Origin of the sequence: Microbacterium sp. NC79 (assembly GCF_019061125.1) — a bacterium.
Classification (GTDB): Bacteria; Actinomycetota; Actinomycetes; order Actinomycetales; family Microbacteriaceae; genus Microbacterium.
The window spans coordinates 114,126-134,063 of the sequence record NZ_JAHQYI010000001.1 but is presented as its reverse complement, the minus strand read 5'-3'; the positions used below and the strand labels follow the sequence as shown (position 1 = coordinate 134,063).

The following is a 19,938-nucleotide window of genomic DNA, read 5'->3' as shown; positions in this document are numbered from 1 at the left end:
AGAAACATCCCCCGGCTGGACGAATCCAGCCGGGGGATGTTCTTGTCTAGGGATTACTCCGCGTGTGCGCGGCGCTGGCGTCCGATGAAGAACGCTGCACCACCCAGTGCCACGATGAGGAATCCGACAAGGAGCGGAACCGTTGCGTCCGGAGCACCGGTGACCGGGAGCTCACCGCCGCCTGCAGGAGGCGTGGTGGGAGCCGTGGTCGGGCTCGTCGTCGGGTCCGTCGGCGTCGGGCTCGTGGTCGGCGCAGCCGTCACGACGATGCCGTTCGAATCAGCTGAGCCCACGTTGGGGTTGTCAGCTGCGGTGGCATGTACGCGAACCGAGATGGTTGCTCCCACGTCAGCCGCTGTCGGGGTGTACGTGTTGCTCTCGCTGAGTGCCGCAGGAGCCGCGCCAGCCGGGATCGGCTCGCCGTCCTTCAGCCACTCGAACTGGAACGTCAGACCCTCTTGGTCCCACGTGCCGGTCGTTGCCGAGAGCACTTCACCGACAACGCCGGAGCCCGAAAGCACGGGAGCTGCGGTGTTGGCCGGAGCCGCGGGGCCCGAGTCAACCGTGACAACCGAGTTCACAGCCGAGTCACCGTACTGGACGAAGCCCAGGTAGCGGGTGTTGGCAGTGAGGCCGGTCCAGTTGAGTGCAACAGGAGCCGCTTCACCCTGAACACCGGCAATCGGGTTCGGGGTTGCGGTGAGCGCACCCTCGTCGGCACCGTCAACGACGCCCGTGGTGAGATCCCACGTCATGGGCCCAGTGGTTTCGTAGACGTTGACCTGGATGAGGTAGAAACCTGCAGCCGGGTTGACGACCGTGACCTGCTCGTCGGCCGAGGCCGTCGCGCTCTGCCAGATTTCCTCTGCACTCGTGGCGTCCGCCGTCAGCAGGTGGTAGACCACGAGGTCGAGGTCGCTACCCGCGTCGTCAGACGAGTTCAGGTCGAAGCGAGCAACGTCTGCGTCCTCAGCAAGCTCGAGAACGAAGAAGACGTCGTTGTTCTCGTCGCCGGAGTTCTCGTTGCCCGAGTGACCCGGAACGGGGTTGTCAGCATCTTCGTGCAGGATAACCGGAGTCAGACCCGAGACGTTCAGCGGCATGTCGCCATCGGCACCCGGGGTAACCGTGTAGTCGATGGTTCCGTTGATGCCCTGACCGTACAGGTCTGCGGGAGCATCTGCTGCCGTCGGGTAGACCGCGATCGGCGAACGAACATCGATCGAACCGTTGGTCCAGGTCAGGAAGCCCGTGGCCCACTCGTCAATCGCTGCCGTTTCGTTTTCGAACGTCACGGTGAACGTTGCCGACTCACCCTCGGCCAGCGTGATGCTAGCGGGCTCGACGACGGCGTTCACGCCTGCGACATCAACCGTTGCCGTGTAGGTTCCGGCCGTCTCGGCCGTAACCGTACGCGTGACCGTCTGCGAACCGGCAAGAGCGCCGATCGAGATCGATGCCAGGTTCAGGTCGCTACCGTCGATGGGCTCAATATCATCCCATTCGCCGAGGCCCTTGCCCTCAAGGAAGGCAAGCCAGTCGCTGACACCGTTGTGGTAGACGAGGCCCGGGTGGAAGTACTTCTCCGGGTCAACCTGGCCAGCACCCTGTGCGAACGGGTCGGGGTTAATCGCGCCCGACTCGTCCAGCGTGTCGTAACCGGTGGTCATGAGCGCGGACTTAACCTCGCCTGGCGTTGCCTCCGGGTGTACACCCAGGTACAGCGCAGCGAGACCTGCCACGTGCGGTGATGCCATCGACGTACCGGACATCAGACCCCACTGCGGCTCTGCGCCCTCAATGTTGTTGACGGCGGCGAGGATGTTCACGCCGGGAGCTGCCACGTCGGGCTTCAGGATGTCGCTGCCGTCGGCAAGCATCGGGCCACGGCTCGAGAAGCCAGCGACCTGCGGAACCGGGGTGACGAACTCGGTGACGTTCTCCGGGAGGAGCGTGAGCTCCGAACCGGGTGCTGAAATCGAGTCAAGAAGCGCGTCGCGGTACGTGTGGGAGATGTGAACGGTCGGAACCGAGTGCATGTCGGTGTCGAGCGAACCCGGACCAACGTTGACCAGGACCATACCGACACCGCCGGCGTCAGCGACCGTCTCACTCTTCTCGACACGAGCGTTGCCGCCACGGTCACAGACGACAATCTTGCCTGCCACAGCAGCGCCATCCAGCGTTTCTGGGTAGCAGAGTGCACCCTCGGTCGGGTCGACACCAGGAGCCAGAACATCGCCAGCGTAAACGGCCTCGGCCGTCACGCCACCAGCAGGAACCGTGATCGCAGCACCAGGTGCCTCGAAGTCACCAGGACCCTGAACCGTACCTTCGTAGGTCGGAATCGTGGAGGCTGCCACCGTGGTGTACCACGGCGAAGCGTGGTCAGCGGTGACGTAGTCGGGGCCGGAGTTGCCCGCAGAGGCGGCAACGAAGATTCCCGATGCTGCTGCGTTGAAGAACGCGATGTCGAGGGCGTCAAGCACGGTCGTTGCCGCGCCGCCACCGATCGAGAAGTTAATGACGTCGACGCCATCCTGAGCTGCCTTGTCAATCGCAGCAAGCAGGTCAGAGCCCGCACAGATGTCGTCAGACGTTACCGACTCGTCCGGACCGTCGTAGCAAACCTTGTAGGCCGCAATCTTGGCTGCCGGAGCGACGCCCGAGATGGTGCCAAGGTCAAGGCCACCAACCGTGGCAGCCACATCGTGGTTACCTGCAGCGGTGCTCGCGGTGTGCGAGCCGTGGCCGCCACCGTCACGGGGCGAGAGGATGTCATAAGCAAAGTCGAAGCCAGCAGCTGCGGCACCCGCGCTGAAGAACTGGCCACCGATCAGCTTGGTGGAGTAGTCGCCGTCGTTCCACTGGTCACCGGAAACACGGTCGGCACGGAACTGCGTGCCATCTGCCTTGTCGAAGACAACGGTGTTGCCGTCGAGGTACGGTGCGTCGCCGGGGGTGTTTCCCAACGGGTTGCCTGCAAATGAGGGGTTCTCCGGAGCGATGCCGGTGTCAATGATGCCCACAACGACGCCTTCCCCAGCGCCTTCCGGGCCACCAGCGTACGTCTCCCACACGCCGTCTGCGCCTTCCAGACCGAGGAATTCGGTGGACGGGACAGCAGTCGGGTGGAAGATCGCGTCAGGAACGAGCGAGGCGACACCATCGGTCGCCGCAAGTCGCTTTGCCTGCGCTGCGGTGAGGTTTGCGGTAAATCCGTTCAGCGTGACGGTCAGATTGTCGTCAATCGTCACTCCTGCGTCTGCGGCAATGGCGTCCTGAACGCTTGCGAGGTGCGATGAGTACTCGACAACGGCGTCCGTCGTGGTGTCGAGCTTGGCACCGTCTGCTGCCTTCGTGGCTGCGAGACCTGACTGTCCGCCTTCGTAGGCTGCGACCGGATCCTCGTCGAGAAGAACGATATAGCGTCCTCCTTCAAGGTTCAGCGGCGTGGGAATTGTCACCTCCGTCGGCTCCGCCGCGAAGCTGGTTGTGGCTGCGGACGTACAAGCGATCAAGGCTGCGAATGTGACGACAGCCCCCGCTTTAAGGCCGAATCGACCTTCCATAGACGTTCTCCTTCGAAGCACAACAGACCGACCAAGAAGTCAGTCCGCCTGCAAACCTAGCTTTTTATCAGCAGATTCATAAGGGGTGATGAGAGAGATCTCATCTTGGGAACGCTCGGTAAGCTGTATATGTGACCACGCGCCCCCCGCTCTCCACCCGCATCCTGCTGATCTGCGCAGCCATCGCTGTCGGAACCGGGATCCTCTCGGCACTCGCCGGTTATCTGACGATTCCGGTCGTCGCGGGCGCGCCGATCCTGTACGGCTTTATCCTGAGCATGCACCTGCTGCCGGGGATTGTGGCGCAAGAAATGTTGCGCACCCGCTGGGTCGCTCTCATCACCCATTTGCTTGCCGCACTCGTTGCCCTCGCCATGAGCCCACAGTGGTTCCTGAGCTATGTCGCCGCGATCGCCATCATGGGCGGAGCACAAGAGGGCTGGGCCGCGATCGGTCGCTATCAGAAGTGGAGCACGGCGTGGATGCTCGCAGGCGGCGCCGTGCTTGGCCTCCTGTTGGGCCTGACCGCAGGTCTCGGCATTGGCATCAGCAAGTTCGGCATTGCCCTTGCGCTGGTTTCGGTCCTTGTCTACGTCGCCGGTTCTGTGTTTTGGACATTTGTCGGTGTTCTTATCGGTCGTTCAATGCGCAAAGCGGGCCTCGCCCGCACCGTCAGCTAACCGCTTTCGGCGCCGAATTCATCCGCTCGCGCAGCACGGCAACGATTTAATCAGGCACCGCGTTGTGGCGACTCTCATGTCGGGCGACTAGCGTGTAAGGGTCCCCTTCCTTTCTGTTCAGAGATCCTTGTGCCCGAAGCAACTGCGTCGACCACACCGCTCATGCGCGTGCACGATTTGTCGATCACGCACACAGGCAATCCGCACCCGGCTCCGAGCAACGTCAGCTTCGACATTTATCCAGGGGACGTCATGCTGGTGCTTGGCCCCAGCGGCGCAGGCAAGTCGACGCTCACGCTCGCCCTGAATGGCCTCATTCCGCACGACATTCCTGCGGACATCTCCGGAACGGTTCACATTCACGGTTTGACGGCACCGGCGGCAACTCCGGCGCAATTGTCACCGCATGTTGCCATGGTTTTCCAAGACCCTGATGCCCAGTTGGTCACCGGATCCGTCTACGACGAAGTCGCATTTGGCCTGGAAAACCTGCTTCTGCCCATTCCCGAGATTCACGCCCGCGTCGAACGCGCGCTCCGCAAAGTCGGTCTCTGGGCTCGGCGCCACGCGAACCCCGATGAGCTTTCTGGCGGCGGCCGTCAGCGCCTTGCGATAGCCTGCGCGCTCGCGATGGGTTCGAAGGTGCTCATCCTCGACGAACCCACCGCGAACCTGGACCCGCAGGGCATCGATGAGGTTTATGCGGCACTCGCCGAGCTGGTTGCCGACGGCGAGCAGGCGATCATTCTTGTCGAGCACAATCTCGATGCCGCGATGGGCTTTGTCACCCGCGTATTGGTTCTTGATAACGAGGGCCGTGTCGCTCATGACGGAACCACGGAGCAGGTTCTGCGCCAGAAGGCGGCAGAGCTCAACGACTTGGGTGTGTGGTTGCCGGAAGCGACGCTCGCCGCCCTCGCCCTTCGTGCGCACGGACTCGCCATTGAGCCCCTGCCGTTGACAGCAACAGAACTTGCCGCTGCACTACCCGCACGCGCGGCGACCAGCGCGCAGGAAGCTGTCTCTGGTTCCGCCGCTCCACGGGTGGCTCAGGTCCGCGGACTGACGTTTGAGCGTGGCGGCAACGCGGTGCTCTCAGACGTGTCCCTTGACATCGTCGAGCAATCGTTCACTGCGATCGTCGGCGCGAATGGTGCGGGAAAGACCACCCTGTTACAGCTCATGTGCGGCGTCGTGCGGCCACCAAAGGGCACCGTGTCGATCGCCGGAATTGACCCGGCAAAAGCGCGCGCCCGCGTGATCGCCGATCGCATCGGCTTCGTGTTTCAAAATCCCGAGCACCAGTTCATGACGTCGACCGTGTTCGATGAACTCGCCTATGAATTGCGCGCTCGCAAACGCCCAGAGGCCGAAGTTCGAGAACGCACCGAGGCGATGCTGGAACGCTTCGGGTTGGCCGACAAAGCACACATGCATCCCTTCCTGCTGTCAGGCGGTCAGAAACGACGCCTCTCGGTGGGAACAGCGCTCCTCTCCGGCGCTCGAATCCTGGCGCTCGACGAACCCACCTTTGGGCAGGATCGGGCGCGCGCACACGAACTGCTCGACCTATTGCGCGAATTGCGCAACGACGGAACCACGATTCTGGTCGTAACGCACGACATGCAGCTGGTCGCTGACTACTCAACGCACACCATCGCGCTCGCCGAGGGCCGATTGATCGCAGCGGGCACGACGCGCGACGTGTGGGCGCACCCCGAGGCTCTCGTCGCAGCCGGGCTGCGCGTTCCGCCCGTGCAGCGTGCCATGCAGTCGCGTGCAGATTACGCCGACGTGTGGAGCATAGGCGATCTGGTGCGGGCCGGAGCGGACGCATGACGGTTCCTGCTCCCGCGTCGTACACGACGGGCTCCCTCGATGTTTTCGGCACGACGGTGGCCGCGCCGCGCTGGCGGTATCTGCACCACATCAATCCGCTTGGCAAGCTCGCCGCCCCCGTGGTTCCGGCGATCGCCCTGCTGTTTGTGCGCGACATCGATACGCCACTCGCATTCCTGGCGGTGGCATACCTTGTGCTGTTAACGGGTGCGCGAATGACGAAAGCACTCGCAATCACCCTGTTCGGCGCGTTTCCGCTCGCAATCTTGGTGACGGGCGCCGGCCTGACCATGTGGATGGACTCATCACAGGTCGGCGGCACAACGGTCATGACGATCGGCTCGTTTGTGGTCACCACCGGTGCGGTTGAGCAGGGCGTTGCCGCGGCCCTACGGCTCGCTTCACTCATCGCGGTCTCGCTCATTGCCGGTGTCACGACGTCTGGTCCCGACCTCGTGCGCGCCGCGGTGCAGTACCTGAAGCTGCCTTACCGCATCGGCTACACGGCGCTGGCGGCGTACCGTTTCGTGCCGCGCTTTAAGCACGAACTGTCCATCATTCGTTCAGCGCACCGCGTGCGTGGGCGCCACGGCGGACGCGGCCCGTTCGCGGCGATCGCTCGAGCCTGGGGCTATGTTTTGCCGCTCATGGCCGGTGCGATCCGGCACGCCGAGCGCGTTGCCCTGGCGATGGACTCACGCGCCTTCGGAGCGCACGAGACCCGCACTGAGCGCCACGAGGTTCCGCTTCGCGCTCGAGATTTCTGGTTTGTTGCTATTTCTCTTGCCGTCACCTTGGCGATTTTCATCGTGTGCCACCCCTGGTCCTGAACGCTATCTGAGAGCATTTGCGGGGTGCCCACAAAGGGTGGCACTGAGTTCCATAAAGTTTGAGACGGAATTCCACATACCTCTGTCTTTCGATGCGCGATCGCCATAGAATCTGGGCATGCGGCGCTGACGCCGCGACAGCTTTCTGAGGAAGGATCCGTCATGGACCGCAAGATTTTTGATGAGGACCACGAAGCATTCCGCGACGTCGTCAAGGAGTTCGTCAAGCGCTACGGAACCATTGAGGCACGTGAGCGCTGGGAAGCGAACGGTCAGGTTGACCGCGAGACGATGCTCGCCGCTGGCGAGTCAGGCATCATTGGCCTCTCGGTTCCTGAAGAGTTCGGCGGCGCGGGCATGCTGCAGGACTACCGCTTCCGCACGATCGTCAACGAAGAGACGATCCGCGCGGGTCTCGGCTCCCTCGCCGGCGCTTTCGGCATTCAGGACGACCTCGCGGTTCCGTACCTCGCCCACTTCGGCACCGACGCACAGAAGCAGAAGTGGCTGCCTGGCATGGCGACGGGTGAAATCCTTGGCGCCCTCGCCATGACCGAGCCCGGCGCCGGTAGCGACCTGCGCGGCATCAAGACCACCGCGAAGAAGGTCGATGGCGGCTACATCGTCAACGGCGCGAAGACGTTCATTTCGTCTGGCGCAACGGCTGACGTTGTCGTCACGTTCGTGAAGACCGGTGAGGGCAACCGTCCTGACGCGTTCTCCCTGATTCTCATCGAGAACGGCATGGAGGGCTTCGACCACGGCAAGAAGCTCAACAAGATGGGCTTCCACGGCCACGACACGGCAGAGCTTTCGTTCTCGGACGTTTTCGTGCCAGAAGAGAACCTCATTGGCGGCGAAGAGGGCCACGGCTTCATCCAGCTGATGCGCAACCTGCCGCTTGAGCGCCTCTCGATCGGTGTGGCCGCCGCTGCCGCAGCCGAGGCTGGCTTCCTGTGGACGCTTGACTACGCAAAGAGCCGCGAAGCCTTCGGTCAGCCGATCCTCGGCTTCCAGAACACGTACTTCCGCCTCGCCGACATGCAGATCACCGTCGAGTCACTGTGGGCATATGTTGACCGCGCGATTGAGCTGTACGGCGAAAAGAAGCTCACCCCGGAAGAGGCCGCGAAGGTCAAGATCTGGGCGACGGAACGCGAATGGGAAGTTCTCGACCAGGGCGTGCAGTTGCACGGTGGCTACGGCTACATCACCGAGTACGACATCGCACGCGCCTTCCTCGACGCACGCGTGCACCGCATCTACGGCGGCACCAACGAGATCATGCGTGAAATCGTCGGACGTCAGCTCGCCAAGGGCTAAGTCTTTCGCACCATCAAGCGAGCGGGTTCGGTCAGTGGCCGAACCCGCTCTTTGCGTGCGCTTGCCTGCGACAGCGGCTGGAGTGTGTGATTCGCAGGCGTTCGGCTGGGGCCTCAGCCATGGTTCCGGCGGCTGTCAGCCATGGTCCCGGCGGCTCTCCGCCGCGGCGCAGGCTGCGCCCTCAGCCACGGTGGTGTCAGCCGATGTAGTCGGGGGCGGCGGGGAGGCCGAAGAATTCTTCCAGGGTGTGAAACCCGCCCTCGTGATACAGCGTGGCCAGCTCGACGCCGATGTAACGCAAGTGCCAGGGCTCGGCGGTGTAACCGGTGACTCCCGTGGAACCGTCTTCATAGCGGGTGATCCACCCGAAGCGCCAGGCGTTTTCCACCACCCATGCGCCCTGAGGTGACGCGCCGAAATCATCGAGGGTTCCGCACCCGTTGCTGCATGCGACAACATCAGCGGTGAGTCCGGTTTGATGCTCGCTATGACCGGGCCGCGCGCTCTGGTGATCAGCCTCGGTTTGACCGGCAGCGTCAACCTGGGACGTGTACGAAGCGACCTGGGTGTCGTACGAGCGGAAACCACTGTTGAGCGCAATGGTTCCGGCGCCCTCGTGGGCCGATGCGGTCACGAGGGCATCGAATGCGGCAGCGGCTTCTGCGCGCAGTTGCGGGGAGCCGGCGGCCTGCGTGGCGGGCTGGGTGAGGTCGCCTGGGCGCCACGACGTGTCAGGAAAAGGTCGGGCCTTGTTCACGACGAACCAGACCGTGGATGGGTCATCCGGGAGAACACACTTATGCGTACCGACAACGACCGCACGGCGAAACTGCTCCACGCCTCCGGCCGCAGCAATGACATTCGATACGTTCGCGGTCGCGATGGCCTCTGACATCGAGGGCATCGAACAGATGAACGCGGTGGCGGGTACCGCCGTGATTTCTGGAACAGGCAGGTTGGTGACAGCAACGGGGCGCGGCGGTGACTGGAGCGCCGCGGTGGCCGCGGGAGCCGACGAGCGTGCCGCCATGCCGATGGCGATGCCGAAGAGGGCTGCCGCAAGGCCGACGGAGACGACGACGAGCAGGGCGCGCCGAGACCGCGCATGATGGCGCGCAGCTGGCAGGGGAGGGTACATATTGCTATCTCAGAATCACGCCCAGTGTCCTCGGACGACACGGGGTACATGCCAGCGTACCCATTCCCTGGGACGTTTGGCGGTGACATGATCGAAGCATGACGACTCTGCAAAAGGCCGTGGTGTATGACGAGGTGGGTTCGCCCGCCGTTCTCCGGGTGGCGGAGGTTCCGATTCCCTCTCCCGCTGACGAACGCGTGCTCATCCAGGTACGCGCTGTCGGGCTTAATCCGTATGACGCGAAGGTGTTGTCTGGTCGGGCGCCACGGGATGCGGCTTTTCCCCGCGGCATTGGCGGAGACGTTGCCGGTGTCGTATCTGCGGTGGGCGCGGGCGCCGTATTTGCGGACGGAACCGCGGTGCAGGTTGGCGACGCGGTGTTCGGTTGGGGCGTGAACACGATGCGGGAGTTCGTCATCGCACGCGCGGCAAACCTGGTGCGGGTGCCTGAGGGACTGTCATTTGCGCAGGCCGGCTCACTGGCAACACCGGCGTTCGCTGCGAATGCGCTCGTGCACGCCTTGGCGCTGCCGACGAGCGGCACAATCCTGGTTTCGGGTGCGACGGGAATGGTGGCGAGCCTCGTCTCCCAGTGGGGTGTAAGGCGAGGCCTCCGCGTCTTGGGGACGGTGAGCGCACGCAACTTTGACCGCGCGCGGGCGCTCGGCGTGGTTCCCGTGGAGTATGGCCCTGGGATCGAGGGGCGACTTCGGGATGCACTCGGGGAAGATTCGCTCGCCGCTGTGTATGACACCGTGGGTGAAGAAACCCTCGCTGCGGCGACCGCAGCCGGCGCGAAGGCTCTCGTCACGATTGCGGGTGATGAGGTCGCTGAACGGTTTGGCGCGATTTCGACGACCACGACGACGAGAGACGTGGCGGTGCTCGCCGATCTCGCCGCAGACATCGCCGCGGGTGCGATCAGTTATGACGTTGCGGCAACGTTTGCGCTTTCCGATGTCGCAGCCGCGTTTGACCTCCTGGAGAACGGCCACCCACAGGGCAAGGTCGTCTTGACCGTTTCATAGGTTTTTTGTTCGAGTAGAGGTTGACAGAGATTCGTATACGTGTTCTAGTAACGGTATGCGATGGAATGGTCAGCAGCTCGGCACGGTCGACGACAACGCACTCCCAGGTATGGAGCAACTGAGCGGGTTCGTGCGCTCAGTGACAACGCCCGATTTCGCCGGCATCACCTTTCATGAGGTGTTGGCTCGGTCTGCGCTCAATCGCGTACCGTCATCGTCACGGATGATGTTCGACTGGACCGTCAATCCCTATCGCGGTTGTGCACACGGGTGCGTGTATTGCTTTGCGCGCGGAACGCACGAGTATCTCGAGCTCGACGCTGGTTCCGATTTCGACAACCAGGTTGTCGTGAAGGTCAATATCGCGGAGGTGCTGCGTCGCGAGGTGTCTCACGCGAAGTGGCAACGTGCGCGGGTGCATCTTGGCACCAACACCGACCCGTATCAGCGTGCGGAGGGACGCTATGCGCTGATGCCAGGAATCATCGACGCTCTGGCCGCGAGCGGAACCCCGTTGGCGATTCTCACAAAGGGTACGCTCCTGCGCCGCGACCTGCCGTTGCTGGCGGATGCGTCCACCGAGGTTCCGGTGTCAATCGCGATGTCGATCGCGGTTTTTGATGATGCGTTGCAACACAGCATCGAGCCGGGTACGCCGACGGCTGCGGCCCGGTTGGCGACGGTTCGGGCGGCGGTCGATGCGGGGTTCCGGGTGCGCGTGTTTTTGATGCCGATCATGCCGCACCTGACCGATTCGCTGGAGAGCCTCGACGCCGCGCTTGCGCAGATTCGAGACGCGGGAGCGAGTGGCGTGACGTGGGGTGCGCTGCACCTTCGTCCCGGCGTGAAGCCATGGTTCATGCAATGGGTTGCACGGGAGCGGCCCGAGCTGGTGTCGTCTTATCTTGGGCTTTATCCGGGCACGTCTGCGGCGGCGCCGAAGGCCTACCGGCAGTGGCTCGGGCGACGGATACGGCCGCTCCTTCGGGCGCACGGGCTCAGCGCGTTTGAAGATGACGACTACGGCGTGCGACCGGGTCGTGCGGGTAGAGCTTCAGAAGACGCTGGCAGGTTTGTCGCAACGCAAGGCCAGGGCCAGGGCGATGTTTGGGGAAGCCGATCGAGCCGCGCGGCGGCCTCGTCCGGAGCGACCCCGTCTGGATTGTCTGCGGTGCGGCAGGCGGGAAGACTCGTGCCGAAGCCCGAGGGGCCAGCGATGCTGTTTTAGGCGGAGGAGCCGGACGGACTGCGAGTGGAGTTGGCGGGACGGAGTAGGCGGGGGGCGGAATTGGCGGGACTCGCTAGGCTAGCGGGCTCGCTGGGCTGGCGGGGGAACGTGCGCGGCGAGCGTGGCGGCGGTCATCATTCACCCCGGACACACCGGTGGCCCGCCCAGACGAATCTGAGCGGGCCACCGGTTATGACTGGTTACGCCGTGATTTCCTCAAGCGTTGCCGAGCGGCCAGTGATCTCGTCGATCACGTCGTCGCCAGCGCGCGCCTCATCAAAAGGTGCTTCGATCTCAGCGCGATCGAGCAGTTCGGTCATACGACGACGACGCTGACGCGGAATCAACGTGACAACACGGCCGCTGTTGCCAGCGCGACCCGTGCGACCCGAACGGTGCATGTACGTCTTGTACTCGTCAGGCGCGTCAGCCTGCACCACCAGGTCGATGTCATCGACGTGGATACCTCGTGCGGCAACATCGGTGGCGACGAGCACGTCAACGCGACCAGACGTCATCCGCTGCAGGTTGCGTGTGCGCTTGGCCTGGTTGAGGTCACCGTGCAGTGCGACGGCCGGGATTCCGGCGTCTTCGAACTGCTCAGTCAACATTTCGGCGTAAGCGCGAGTACGCGTAAAGACCAGAGTCTTACCTGCACGGTCAACGAGTGACGTCAGGATGTCGGCCTTCTCCCGGTGTTCAACGACCAGCACGCGGTGCTCAATGGTTCCGGAGTCCTGATCTTCACCAGCGACTTCGTAAACCGCGGGATTCACGAGGAATTCGTTGACAAGTGCTTCGACCTCGGCGTCCAGCGTGGCGGAGAAGAGCAGCTTCTGGCTGCCGTCCTGCGTCTTGCGGAGGATGCGCTGAACGGGCTCAAGGAACCCGAGCTCGCACATGTGGTCAGCCTCATCAAGAACGGCAAACTTCACCTCGGAGAGGTCGAGCTTGCGCTGCTCGATGAGGTCTTCGATGCGTCCTGGCGTGCCGATAATGATGTCGACACCCTTCTGCAAAGCGCCAACCTGACGACCCTGCGGGACGCCACCGTAGATCTGCGTCGTGAAAAGGCCAACGCTCCGTGCGATCGGCTGAATCGTGCGGTCAATCTGCAGAGCGAGTTCACGCGTCGGGGCCAAGATGATCGCGGACGGCTTGCGGCCAAACTCGCGCTTGATACCAGCACGCGAACGCAACAGCGCCTCGACAACAGGCGCGCCGAAGGCAATGGTCTTACCTGAACCCGTGCGGCCACGGCCAAGCGTGTCGCGGCCAGCCAGGATGTCAGGAATCGTTGCGGCCTGGATCGGGAACGGCTTAGCTGCACCCAGCTCGTTCAGCGCGTTGACGATGTTTTCGCCGAGGCCAAGCGCACCGAACGTGATGTCCGAAACGTCATCAGCCGACACGGCCTTCGCTGCGAGGCGCTCACGAACGATGTCTTCATGGTCGTCGAACGACTTCTTCGAGTCGTTCTTGTTCCAGTCGGAACGGTCGCCGCGGGGGCGCTCGTCACGGAACGACGGACGCTCGGCACGGGCCGGACGCTCATCACGGAACGACGGACGCTCGGCGCGGGCCGGGCGCTCGTCACGGAACGACGGACGCTCGGCGCGGGCCGGACGCTCATCACGGTTGAACGACGGACGCTCGGCACGGGCCGGACGGTCGTCACGGTTGTAGGACGGACGCTCATCGCGGCCACGGGCCGGACGCTCGTCACGGTTGTAGCGAGGGCGCTCGCCGCCATTGAACGACGGACGCTCGGAGCGATCAAAACGGCGCTCGCCGTCGCGCGGTGCACGGTCGTCACGGTTGAACGATGCGCGGTTGTCGCGGTTGTACGCAGGACGGTCGTCGCGGTTGAAGCGACGCTCGCCATCGCGTGCGCCACGGTCGTCGCGGAACGCCGGGCGGTCCTTACGGTCGGTGCGGTTGTGCGCCGGGCGGTCGTCACGGTTGAAGCGACGCTCACCATCACGTGCGCCACGGTCGTCGGTCTGGAAGCGCGAGCGCGGGCCGTCGCGGAATACCGGACGCTCACGGTCGGTGCGGGGACGCTCGCCATCACGCGCCGGACGGGTCGAGCGGCCGAAATCACGGTCGCCACGGTCCTGACGGGGGCGGTCATCACGGTTGTAACGGTCGCCGCGGTCATCACGGTTGTAGCGCGGGCGCTCATTGCGGTCAGCGCCGTTGAAGCGCTCATTGCGGTCGCCGCGGGGGCTACCAGCGAAACGCTCGTTGCGGTTGCCGCGATCATCGTTGCGGTCGCGCAGGTCGCCCCGCTCGTTGCGGTCGAAACGTGACGAGGTGTCGCGCGACGGGCGACCGGCAGCGTTGTCTTGAATGCCGCGGGCGTGGTCGCGGCCAGCGCGGTCCGCAGCCGACCAACGGGACTTCTGGGGAGCCTCTGCCTCGGTCGGAGCCTGGTAGCCGCGGTGCGAGCGGCCGATGCCCTGCTTCGTGGCCTTCTTGCGCTCCGAGTAGCGGGGGTCGTAGTTCTTGGGCGCGCGTGAGCCGCCCGATTTGTGGTTCTTCGGCATGAAGTGAATTAGTCCTTGAGTTGTCGCACGAAAACAGCGCTCGCGCATAGGCGAGCAACCCGGACTAACGTCGGCCGGGGCCATTCCTGTGATGTTCCGCGCACCGATCGGTGCACATCATCGGCCCCTGAGGCTCACAATAAAGACTTCCCGCAGACGCGGTTGCCTCAATGCCGACACTCCAGCTTAATGGATGCGTCTGAGAATGCACCGTGTGCACTCGCAGCGCTCGAGCCTCGCACCACCAGCCGATGGTTCCGGAACCGTCACTCGCGTCGCGCGCACAGGTTCCGTTGCCACCATTACCGCCGCGAGCGCCCCGCCAGAATGTAGCGGAGCGTCAACCCGATGAGGGCGATGACGGCTGCGGCGACCAGGGGGCTGAGCGCGAGCTCGGGAATAGCGAGGTAACTACGGAGCACTCCGAGCGCGTATTCCGGGGCGTCCTGCCAGAATTTGAGCACGACGCGCGAGCCCAGCACCGAGCTCGCTGCGGTGATCGCTGCGGGTGTCAGCCACAGGAGCAGGAGCGCACCGAGCGTGGCAATGATGCGGCCTGCGGTGTGCACGCCGACGAGGATGATCGCCACGCCGATACCCGCGGGTGCGGCCCACGTCGTGATCATGGCGAGCGTGGTGTGGTCGGCGTATGGCGCGAAAGAATAGGCCAGTTGCCGTACCCAATCGCCGATGAAGAGGGCAAAGAGGGCCGTACCGATCAGCCATCCGGGAGATGCCCAGCGCCCCGCGAATCCGGTGCGCGTGCCGGAACCAAAGCCCCCGCTGCAGAGCACGCACGCGAGGAAGGCGACGGTAAGAGCAAGCGCAAGCATAGCGATGATGACAGCGAAATACAGTTGTGATTCGCCGTCACCGCGAAGCCCTAACAGTGTGACGAGTGCCGATTGGGCCAAGGCAAGCGCCTGTAATCCGCTGACGCCAAACACGACCCACCAGCGGTGTACCCGCAGTGCCGGTATGAATCCCGTGATCAGGCCAGCAAGACCTGCTCCGACGATGAAGTATGTTGCGACGGCCGGCACGTAATACTGGCTGAACGGTACGAGCGCGAATGGCATGTCGACCGTGATGGTGCCCCACAGGTTTTGCAGGGGCAGTCGGGCGCCGGTCATCCACCAGGGGAGCAATCCGACGCCGGCGCTGATAATGCCAAGCGCAACCGCGCCGATCCGGCCCTTCGTTGTGGCTCGCATGCGGTCAGCCTAGGGGCGTTTTGCTCTGGGCCGGTTTACCGCGCAGGGGTTTGTAACCTTTCCGACATCTGGACAGTGTGAAATGGAGACATGGCACATGCTGATCCGATTACCGTCGCGATCGAGCGCCAGATCGATCCCACCCGCACGATCGAGGCAACAAGTTGGATGCAAGCAGGCGTTGACCTGGCTGCTGGATTCGACGGGTTCTTAGGTTCGGGCTGGGTTCGCGCTGGCGCCGAGAGCGAGCTCTGGTACATGCTCTACCGCTTCACCGACCTCACCACCCTGGAGGCGTGGGAACAGTCGTCCCAACGCAACTGGTGGCTGGATTCCGGCCGCGCGTTCGCGAAGGAAGTGCGCACCGAACGCCGCACCGGCATTGAAGGCTGGTTTGATGCGCCCCTCGGCATCACCGTGAATGACCCGGCAACCGGACCTATCGCCCAGATCATTCCGCCCGCCCCACCACGGTGGAAGCAGGCGATCAGCATTTGGCTCGGGTTCTTCCCCGTGAACCTGTTGTTCTCCTGGGCCGTTGGTTTCGTGCCGGGATTCGAACTCCTCCCCATGCCCGTGCGCGTGCTGATCTCGACGCTCGTGTTGACGCCGATCATGGCGTACTGGGTATTGCCGTGGGTGACCCGCATGCTGCGCCCCTGGTTGCATCGCGGCTAGCGCGCTGCGGCCTACGATAAGACGGTGAGTTTTGATCCCACCGGTCGCCAAATTTTCCTGCGCGCTACGCACGATGGCCGCGACGTCACCGCCCAGATCTCCCAGGTGGGTGCCGCGCTCCGTCACCTCACTGTCGACGGCGTCGACGTGGTTCCGTCGTTCCCCGCAGGTATTGCGGCACCGGGCGCTTCCGGCGTTGTTTTGGTTCCGTGGCCCAATCGGGTGCGCGGCGGAGTGTGGTCGGCGAATGACGTGACGCGCCAGCTCGCGATCTCCGAACCCGCCCTCAATAACGCAAGTCACGGGCTCTTGCGCTTCACGGCGTACGACATCTCGGAGGGGCCGGAGTCGGTCACGCTTCGTGCCGACGTGTTTCCGCAGACCGGGTATCCGTTTCACCTGCAGACCTCGGTGACGTATGCCCTGGTTGACCACGGGATCGTCGTGACGCATGCGATTCGCAACGTGGGAACGAGCCCAGCGCCGGTCGCGCTCGGCACGCACCCGTATCTCACGGTCGGCGATGCGCAGGCGAGTGAGATCACGGTGACGTCGAGCGGAACCACGTACTTCGTTGTTGATGACCACCTGGTTCCGGTTGGATCGGCTGCCGTCACCGCGGAGAACGATGTGCGGGCAGGGCGCGTGCTGGCTGATCTGCAATTGGATACCGCGTACACCGGGCTCGCTCGCGATGACTCGGGTCGCGCCGCTCACACCCTGCGTGATGCCACCGGGCGCACGGTGACGCTGTGGCAGGACGCGAACTTCGGTTACGTTCAGCTGTATACCGCGCGGCCATACGCGGATCGGGATGTCGCGATCGCGGTAGAACCGATGACGGCGCCCGCGAATGCCTTTAACACTGGTGAGGGCGTGCGCTGGCTTGCGCCGGATGAAGACTGGCAAGCGCAGTGGGGGATCACGTACGCGGCTGAATGAGATTCGGCTTACTCGCCACCCATGGACGCTGCCCATTCGGCGACTCGACGGGTGCTCTCCTCCTCTGACAGGTCTTCGACACGGCTCATGACCGACCAGCGCACACCGAACGGATCGCGGATACTGGCAAACCGGTCACCCGAGACGAAGTTGCTCGGGGCCTCGCGTACCTCGGCGCCTGCCGCAGTCGCACGGGCAACGACGTCATCGACATCGGGCACGAAAATTCCCATCGAGTAGCAGTCGTCATCGCCTGCGGGTGACGGAACCAGGTGATATTCCGGGCTCGGCTCACCGATCTGGAGGTGGCCATCGTCAAACGCCAATTCGGCGTGCACCACGACGCCGCCGAACTCGGTGGAGTCAACAACACGGGCGCCGAAGATGTCTCGATAGAAGGCGATCGCCTCGCGCGCTCCTCTAATCGCAAGGAATGGCGTGAGCGTACTGGATCCGTGCGGTCGGCCGTTCGTGGTGTGAGCGCCGGTGACGCCGATTCGGGGAGTGTTGTCGTTCTCTTGAGTGGTCATGTCGTCACGCTACCCACAAGTTTCGGGCTGACGCTTGAAGAATTACGCCAACCTCGGGGGTTCGGGGCGCGCGCTTCGGGCGCGCGCTCGGGTGCGTTCGCTCGGGGACTCGGGCTCGAGCGGTTACGGCTCTGTAGTTCGTCGCATGACGGACGTACCGTGCGCACGGGGCGTGCCATAATCTTTCTGCATGATCGATTCGTCGCGCGGGGTCCTGTTTCCCTCGCGGCTGCCGTCGTTTCATCGGTTGCCGCCACCTGCCGGCGTTGCGCATTTGGTGATGTGGTTCTGGATTCCGGAGTGGAACCTTCCGCCCGGCGTCACGTCACGGCAAGACATCGTGGCGTATCCCGCGCTCAATCCTGTAATCGAACCGCACCAGGTGACGCTCTCCGGCGCGACAACGCGAGCAACCCATCGAGAGCTCAGTGGCACGGGGTGGGCGGTCGGCGCGCTCTTGCGTCCCGCTGCGGTGGCCGCGCTCGTGGAGTCACCGTCGGCGCTTGTCGATGGCATTCGCACCATCCAGGCCCCTGACCTGCACCATGCTGTGACGGAAGCAATGGTTCCGTCTGCTGTGCAGGTTCCGGAACCACGTGCCGCGTCGACGGCGGAGGACGCCGACGGGTCTGCGCGCCGTACGGCAGCGGTGACGGCTTTTGCCGCGTGGTTGGCAGCGTCGAATGTGTCGGCGGCGGATCTGCACGCGAATGCACTCAGTGAGGTGTTCCTGGGTGAGGAGCCTGCGCGGACTCTTGCGGAGGCGGCCTCCCGGTTGGCTGTTTCAGAGCGGACACTGCAGCGCATGGCACACCGCTACGTCGGCGTCACCCCGGCGGCAATGATTCGTCGACGGCGGCTACAGGAAGCGGCGGAACGCGTGCGGGAAGACCCCGATGCCGACCTTGCGACGCTGGCTTCGGAGCTGGGATATGCCGACCACGCTCACCTGACGCGTGATTTTCGCGTCGTGTTGGGCATGGCCCCGACAACGTATCGTGCGGGCACACAGGGGCAATGATTGGGTGCGCGATCGCGTCTGGGTGAGGCGAGTTAGGCTCCCTGGGCTCCGTCCGCGCGACCCACATTCAGCCGAATCGCTCGATATATCAGGCCGACGAGGATGACGACGGCGCCGATGAGGATGCCGCCGGCGGGCAACGTCACGACGAGTACGAGGCAGCCGATGGCGCCAATGACCTGCAGCGCGTGCGGGTAGCGGCGGGCCTCACCCCGCTGTCGGAGGGCGGCGAGGTTCGCGATGAGGTAGTAGATGAGCACGCCAAACGAGGAGAATGCGATGGCTCCGCGGAGGTCTGCGATGAGAATGATCGCGATCACGACGGCGCCAATCAGGAGTTCTGCACGACGCGGCACACTCCAGCGGGCATCAACAACAGCGAGGAATCGCGGCAGGTCTGATTCTCGCGCCATGGCCAGCGTCGTGCGACCGATGCCGGTGAGGAGGGCAAGGAGCGCCCCGAGCGAGGCTGTTGCCGCGGCGACCCTGACGATGGGGCTTGCCGCCGACCAGCCGGCCGCGGTGAGGACGTCAGCGAGCGGGGCGGTGCTCGTCGTGGCATCTGCTCCCAGCGTGAGCGTCACCGCGAGCCCAACGAGTGCGTAGACGACGACGGCACCGCACAACGCGATGATGATAGCGCGCGGAATCGTGCGGCGAGGGTCAATGACTTCTTCGCCCATCGTCGCGATGCGGGCGTACCCGGCAAAGGCAAAGAAGAGGAGCGCGGCACCCTGCAAAACACCCCATGGCGTCGGATCGGTAAGGGGTTCGACGACCAGAGCATTCGACGATGCTGCTGTTTCATACGGGTACCAGCGGAATTGTTCCGCTGTCAGCCTCGTGGTCACGGCGGTGGCGCCGGCAGCGACGACGACCGCGAGTCCGACCAGGCTGACGACAACGAGGACGCGTGTCAGCATCGCGGTGCGGGTGACGCCGAAGCAGTTGACGACGACGAGGGCCGCGACGGCGAGAGCGGCGACCGGAACCTCGAAGCCGGTGGGGGCGGCATAGGCGGCGAAGGTCATGGCCATTGCTGCACAGCTGGCCACTTTTCCGATGAGGAAGCACCAGCCGGCGACGAAACCCGACCATGGACCGATTTCGGCTCGCGCATAGGCATAGGTTCCACCCGATACCGGATACGCCGCCGCCAACTGCGCTGATGCGGTGGCGTTGCAGAACGCGACCACCGCGGCGATCGCCAGAGCCGCAAGGATGGCGTTACCGGAGACCGACAGCGCCGGCCCCCACACCGCGAACACGCCAGCACCAATCATGGAGCCCATCCCGACGGCAACCGCGTCAGACAGGGTGAGTTGGCGCTTCAATGGCACGAGAACATCGTGGCACAGCGGGGTTA

At 64.0% G+C, this 19,938-nt stretch carries 15 protein-coding genes; 9 read left to right on the top strand and 6 right to left on the bottom strand.

The window, feature by feature from the left end:
• Positions 1–53: 53 nt before the first annotated feature.
• Positions 54–3,572, bottom strand: coding sequence for a S8 family serine peptidase (locus tag KTJ77_RS00640; protein WP_217336602.1), 3,519 nt, complete (start codon positions 3,570–3,572; stop codon positions 54–56).
• 131 nt (positions 3,573–3,703) lie between these two features.
• Here KTJ77_RS00640 and KTJ77_RS00635 point away from each other — a divergent pair, with 131 nt between their 5' ends.
• The 4 genes from KTJ77_RS00635 (at position 3,704) to KTJ77_RS00620 (ending at position 8,244) form a co-directional block, all read left to right on the top strand.
• Entirely contained in the window at positions 3,704–4,252 is a 549-nt protein-coding gene (locus KTJ77_RS00635) for an ECF transporter S component (RefSeq protein ID WP_217336601.1), read from the top strand.
• 129 nt (positions 4,253–4,381) lie between these two features.
• Complete coding sequence (locus tag KTJ77_RS00630; protein ID WP_367948785.1) at positions 4,382–6,091, top strand: ABC transporter ATP-binding protein; 1,710 nt, start codon at positions 4,382–4,384, stop codon at positions 6,089–6,091.
• Positions 6,088–6,921, top strand: a complete 834-nt coding sequence (locus KTJ77_RS00625) for an energy-coupling factor transporter transmembrane protein EcfT (protein WP_217336600.1) — start codon at positions 6,088–6,090, stop codon at positions 6,919–6,921. The genes KTJ77_RS00630 and KTJ77_RS00625 overlap by 4 nt, the downstream gene beginning before the upstream one ends.
• Before the next feature lie 162 nt (positions 6,922–7,083).
• Entirely contained in the window at positions 7,084–8,244 is a 1,161-nt protein-coding gene (locus tag KTJ77_RS00620; RefSeq protein WP_217336599.1) for an acyl-CoA dehydrogenase family protein, read from the top strand.
• 196 nt (positions 8,245–8,440) lie between these two features.
• On the opposite strand, the gene KTJ77_RS00615 is transcribed toward KTJ77_RS00620, so the two are convergent.
• On the bottom strand, positions 8,441–9,382 hold the full coding sequence (locus tag KTJ77_RS00615) for a M15 family metallopeptidase (RefSeq protein WP_217336598.1): 942 nt from the start codon (positions 9,380–9,382) through the stop codon (positions 8,441–8,443).
• A 98-nt stretch (positions 9,383–9,480) separates the two neighbouring features.
• Between KTJ77_RS00615 and KTJ77_RS00610 the strand changes: the two genes are divergently transcribed.
• Entirely contained in the window at positions 9,481–10,410 is a 930-nt protein-coding gene (locus tag KTJ77_RS00610) for a zinc-binding dehydrogenase (protein WP_217336597.1), read from the top strand.
• Between the two features lie 55 nt (positions 10,411–10,465).
• On the top strand, positions 10,466–11,638 hold the full coding sequence (locus KTJ77_RS00605) for an Rv2578c family radical SAM protein (protein WP_217336596.1): 1,173 nt from the start codon (positions 10,466–10,468) through the stop codon (positions 11,636–11,638).
• A gap of 200 nt (positions 11,639–11,838) precedes the next feature.
• On the opposite strand, the gene KTJ77_RS00600 is transcribed toward KTJ77_RS00605, so the two are convergent.
• Both KTJ77_RS00600 and KTJ77_RS00595 read right to left on the bottom strand, forming a co-directional pair.
• On the bottom strand, positions 11,839–14,187 hold the full coding sequence (locus tag KTJ77_RS00600; protein ID WP_217336595.1) for a DEAD/DEAH box helicase: 2,349 nt from the start codon (positions 14,185–14,187) through the stop codon (positions 11,839–11,841).
• A 302-nt stretch (positions 14,188–14,489) separates the two neighbouring features.
• Complete coding sequence (locus KTJ77_RS00595) at positions 14,490–15,401, bottom strand: hypothetical protein (protein ID WP_217336594.1); 912 nt, start codon at positions 15,399–15,401, stop codon at positions 14,490–14,492.
• Between the two features lie 90 nt (positions 15,402–15,491).
• Between KTJ77_RS00595 and KTJ77_RS00590 the strand changes: the two genes are divergently transcribed.
• Positions 15,492–16,079, top strand: a complete 588-nt coding sequence (locus KTJ77_RS00590) for an antibiotic biosynthesis monooxygenase (protein ID WP_217336593.1) — start codon at positions 15,492–15,494, stop codon at positions 16,077–16,079.
• 24 nt (positions 16,080–16,103) lie between these two features.
• Entirely contained in the window at positions 16,104–17,021 is a 918-nt protein-coding gene (locus tag KTJ77_RS00585; protein ID WP_367948784.1) for an aldose 1-epimerase family protein, read from the top strand.
• An 8-nt stretch (positions 17,022–17,029) separates the two neighbouring features.
• On the opposite strand, the gene KTJ77_RS00580 is transcribed toward KTJ77_RS00585, so the two are convergent.
• The gene (locus tag KTJ77_RS00580; RefSeq protein ID WP_217336592.1) at positions 17,030–17,551 is read right to left on the bottom strand and encodes a glyoxalase/bleomycin resistance/extradiol dioxygenase family protein; all 522 of its coding nucleotides are present in this window, start codon (positions 17,549–17,551) and stop codon (positions 17,030–17,032) included.
• Positions 17,552–17,741: 190 nt separating this feature from the next.
• Here KTJ77_RS00580 and KTJ77_RS00575 point away from each other — a divergent pair, with 190 nt between their 5' ends.
• Positions 17,742–18,572: a helix-turn-helix domain-containing protein gene (locus KTJ77_RS00575; RefSeq protein ID WP_217336591.1), complete on the top strand. Its 831-nt coding sequence runs from the start codon at positions 17,742–17,744 to the stop codon at positions 18,570–18,572.
• A 32-nt stretch (positions 18,573–18,604) separates the two neighbouring features.
• On the opposite strand, the gene KTJ77_RS00570 is transcribed toward KTJ77_RS00575, so the two are convergent.
• A complete protein-coding gene (locus KTJ77_RS00570) occupies positions 18,605–19,912 on the bottom strand; it encodes an APC family permease (protein WP_367948783.1) in 1,308 nt (435 codons plus the stop codon).
• Positions 19,913–19,938 lie beyond the last annotated feature (26 nt).